Source organism: Candidatus Kaelpia aquatica (assembly GCA_030765335.1).
Lineage (GTDB): Bacteria > Omnitrophota > Gorgyraeia > Kaelpiales > Kaelpiaceae > Kaelpia > Kaelpia aquatica.
The window spans coordinates 1-3,539 of record JAVCCU010000002.1; the positions used below are offsets into that span (position 1 = coordinate 1).

Consider the following 3,539-nt stretch of genomic DNA (forward strand, 5'->3'; position numbering starts at 1 on the left):
AGCTTGACTAAGCTCTTATTGTATGGATATATGTGTGTGTTTGTGTAAACCGTAGGATAGCGAAAGGAGGTAATTGTGAAGAGGCAAGGAGATCTTCTTATAATGAAGGTTGCTACTATCCCGATAATCGCAAGGAAACAGGAAAGCCGTGTTCTAGCCGAAGGCGAAGCTACAGGACATCTTCATAAACTTGATGGCGGTGAGGTTTATATGGAGAATGATACCTTGTATTTTAAAGTGGATAGGAAAACAGTGACTTTAACTCATCCTGAACATAAGTTACTTACCTTTGAACCAGGTTATTATAAGGTAATTAGGCAGCGTGAATACGAACCGAAGAATCTACGCTATGTTAATGATTGATACTGAAGAAATAGGCCATACCTGGCTTAATGGGCGGCTTCAGTATATTTATACGAGTTTAGACAAAGCAAAAGCAGAATCTCTTGGTTATTATGATAATGGAGCTATTAAGTTTCATTATTCAATATGCAATAGTCAATTCCATGGAGATTGTTTTATTTACTATGAAGACGGTAAGATTGAATCCAAAACACCTTATAGCCATGGGGCAATAGAAGGGGTAAAGAGATGTTGGTATCCAGCAGGTGAGCTTCATTTAGAGGTTAGCTATAGTGGAGGGTTGCGTCATGGATATTTTAAGGAGTGGCATAGAAACGGGAAGCTTAAATCGCAATATACTTTTATCAACGATAGCCCGGAAGGTATTTGGTTTGATTGGCATGAAGATGGAAGAATTAAAGAACGTATTCCTTGCAGAGATGGTCGCCGACATGGAATCCTAAAATGTTGGGATGCTGATGGTAAAATAGGATCACGAAGAATGTTTATTAGAGGGGTAGAAATGCAGGGTGCTATCAATAGGCTTATCAATTCGGAGGAACTTAGAGCAAAACATCTTCTTACAATGCAGAATACTGCGGTACGAAGAATTTGCCTCGAAGAGATTGGATATGCGCAACTACTTAAGCAGTTGCCGTATGATGTGGTTGATAAAGACGATGAGCAAGAACTTGTAAGCGTTGCTTGGCATAAGAGAGAAGAGTTGATATTTCTTGTTAAAGTAAAGTGTCCGTCAACGGATGTTTTTTATGCACTACGTGTTCCGCCTACCATACAGCGTGTACGACAGGCGGTTGCTTGGACATTTAATATGAACGAGGGAGAATATCAGCCAGATCAAGAGACTTAGTACGCTATGGCATTGACATTAGCAAATTTTATGGTAATATTATTTTTACAATTTGGTAGAAAGTCCTGTGTTCGAAGGGGGAACCTGGACTATAAAAAAGGAAAACCTTCGTTTAAGTTTGGCAACAGACTGGGCGAAGGTTTTTTGTATTTAAACCCTTAAAAAGGAGGTGCAGCATGAAGGGAATTGGGGAGCTGAAAAACATTCAAATTATCATCTTAGGGCTATGTATTGTTTGCGCCACGGTATTTTCAACAGTGATATTATCAAAAGGTGTTATTCAAGTAAAGAAACTTACTGAAGAGATAATCGAAGTATCGGGTTCGGCTGAAAAAGATATAGTATCTGATTATATAGTTTGGACTTCTGAGTTGAGAAGACGTGATATAGAGCTAAAGGATGCTTATGCACAGCTTAAAGATGATCTTAAAAAGGTAAAAGCATACCTATTGTCAAAAGGTATTAAAGATGGCGAGATAGTAGTCTCACAGGTTAAGAATGTTACTCTCTACAAGAAAACAGAAGAAGGGCACAACACTAATGAGATAGAAGGCTATTTAGTGGCTCAAGAGATTGAAGTAAGGTCATACGATGTTAATAAGATAACTGATATCTCCCGTCAGTCTACGGAGCTCTTGGATCAGGGTATACAGTTTATGTCAGATGCTCCTGAGTATTTTTATACAAGTCTATCAGATCTTAAGATTGAGATGTTGGCTCGTGCTACAGAGAATGCTAAAGAGAGGGCTGTAAGAATAGCAGCTTCAACAGGAAGTAAGATAGGTGTAATACGTTCAGCAAAGATGGGGACATTCCAGATAAACCCCATAAACTCCTATGATGTATCCTGGTATGGCAATCATGATACCTCATCCTTAGAAAAGAAAGTTATAGCCATAGTCCATGCTAAATTTGGGGTAGAATAAAATATGTTGATATAGATTGAAATAAGAGCCAAAATATTGAATAGCATAATTTTGGTTAAATAAGGAATTATAATATACGTATGAGCAATATTCTGGAAGGAGCAAAGAACATTTTAACCGAGCAAAATGATATCAATGGTAGAAGTCAATAATCCGACAAATTGTTCTTTTTACAGGTAAGGTACTAGTTGTTAAATTTTTTTAACACTGGTGGTCAAATAATATAAAGAAGGAAGACACTGATATTGAAACGATTAGGAAGAAGTATATTTCAACTACACTGATTTATTGAAATATGAAAACTATGGTTTTATAGATGAACTTAAAAAATGGCATGTCAAAAATTAAGAGAATTTTTAGTTGAATTGTTTTAATAGTGGTAAAATACAAACAATAGGTAAAAGTATTAGTAATTTTATTTTAAGAAGATATAAAATGCTAATTACAGGGCCAGTCAGAGAAATGAGAGGACAGAAAAGACAGCAAAAATAGGAGGAGAAAATGAAGGGAAACTTTAATATGGGTACGACATTGTTAGCAATTATGCTCTTAGGATCCCACTTGGTGTTTGCTCAAGAGAGTGGAAAGTTAGCTGGTCCCAAGAAGACTGTGGCTGTAATAGGATTTGAAAATGCTTCGGGAATGAGAAGCTATGTAAGGTTGGGGGATGATTTTACTGCTCAGCTTACTGAGTCTTTGATTCAAAGCGGTAAATTTATTGTTTTATCAAGAACAGAGTTAAGCAGTGTTTTTATTGAGCAAGATTTAGCGGAAAGTGGCAGGATGGCCAAATCTTTGACTGCTCAAAAGGGTAAAGCTATCCCTGCTCAGATATTGGTTACAGGCAAGATTACCGAGTTTACGCAAGATGCGAGTGGGGGAACGCAAGGGTTAAGAGTTGGTGGTTTTAATTTAGGAGTAAAAACGTCTAGTGCTCATATGGCAGTAATCATTCAGATTATTGATTCTACTACAGGAGAAATCTTAGATTCTAAGAGAGTGGAGGGAAAAGCGAAGGCATCTGGTCTTGCTGTGGGATATAGCGGGGCGTTTGATTTAGGGTCTTCAGGTTTTAAAAAGACTCCCTTAGGAAAAGCTACTCAAAATGCTATTGACAAGGCTGTTACTCATATCGCAGGTAAGCTATCAAAGATTCCCTGGCGGGGGAGGGTAGTTTTAATTAAAGACGAGGTAGTTTACATAAATGCAGGTTCTGAAGCTGGTATAATTATAGGAAAAGAATTCGTTGTTTACCGAAAAGGAGAAAGCATAATTGACCCAGAAACAGGAATAGAGCTAGGAATGGAAACGACTAGGGCTGGAAAAATTTCTGTAACTGAAGTGCAGCAAAAGTTTTCTAAGGCGAAAATTTTAGATTCTACACTAGATATTAATAAATC

4 protein-coding genes are annotated in these 3,539 nt (G+C 37.4%); all 4 read left to right on the forward strand.

The annotated features are described in order from the left end of the window. Nucleotides 1–75 precede the first annotated feature (75 nt). A complete protein-coding gene (locus tag P9X27_00395) occupies nucleotides 76–363 on the forward strand; it encodes a hypothetical protein (protein ID MDP8252849.1) in 288 nt (95 codons plus the stop codon). Continuing rightward, on the forward strand, nucleotides 350–1,213 hold the full coding sequence (locus P9X27_00400) for a toxin-antitoxin system YwqK family antitoxin (protein ID MDP8252850.1): 864 nt from the start codon (nucleotides 350–352) through the stop codon (nucleotides 1,211–1,213). The genes P9X27_00395 and P9X27_00400 overlap by 14 nt, the downstream gene beginning before the upstream one ends. 176 nt (nucleotides 1,214–1,389) lie before the next feature. After that, a complete protein-coding gene (locus P9X27_00405) occupies nucleotides 1,390–2,139 on the forward strand; it encodes an SIMPL domain-containing protein (GenBank protein MDP8252851.1) in 750 nt (249 codons plus the stop codon). Between the two features lie 501 nt (nucleotides 2,140–2,640). Further along, the coding region (locus P9X27_00410) for a CsgG/HfaB family protein (protein MDP8252852.1) at nucleotides 2,641–3,539 on the forward strand (899 nt) is incomplete at its 3' end.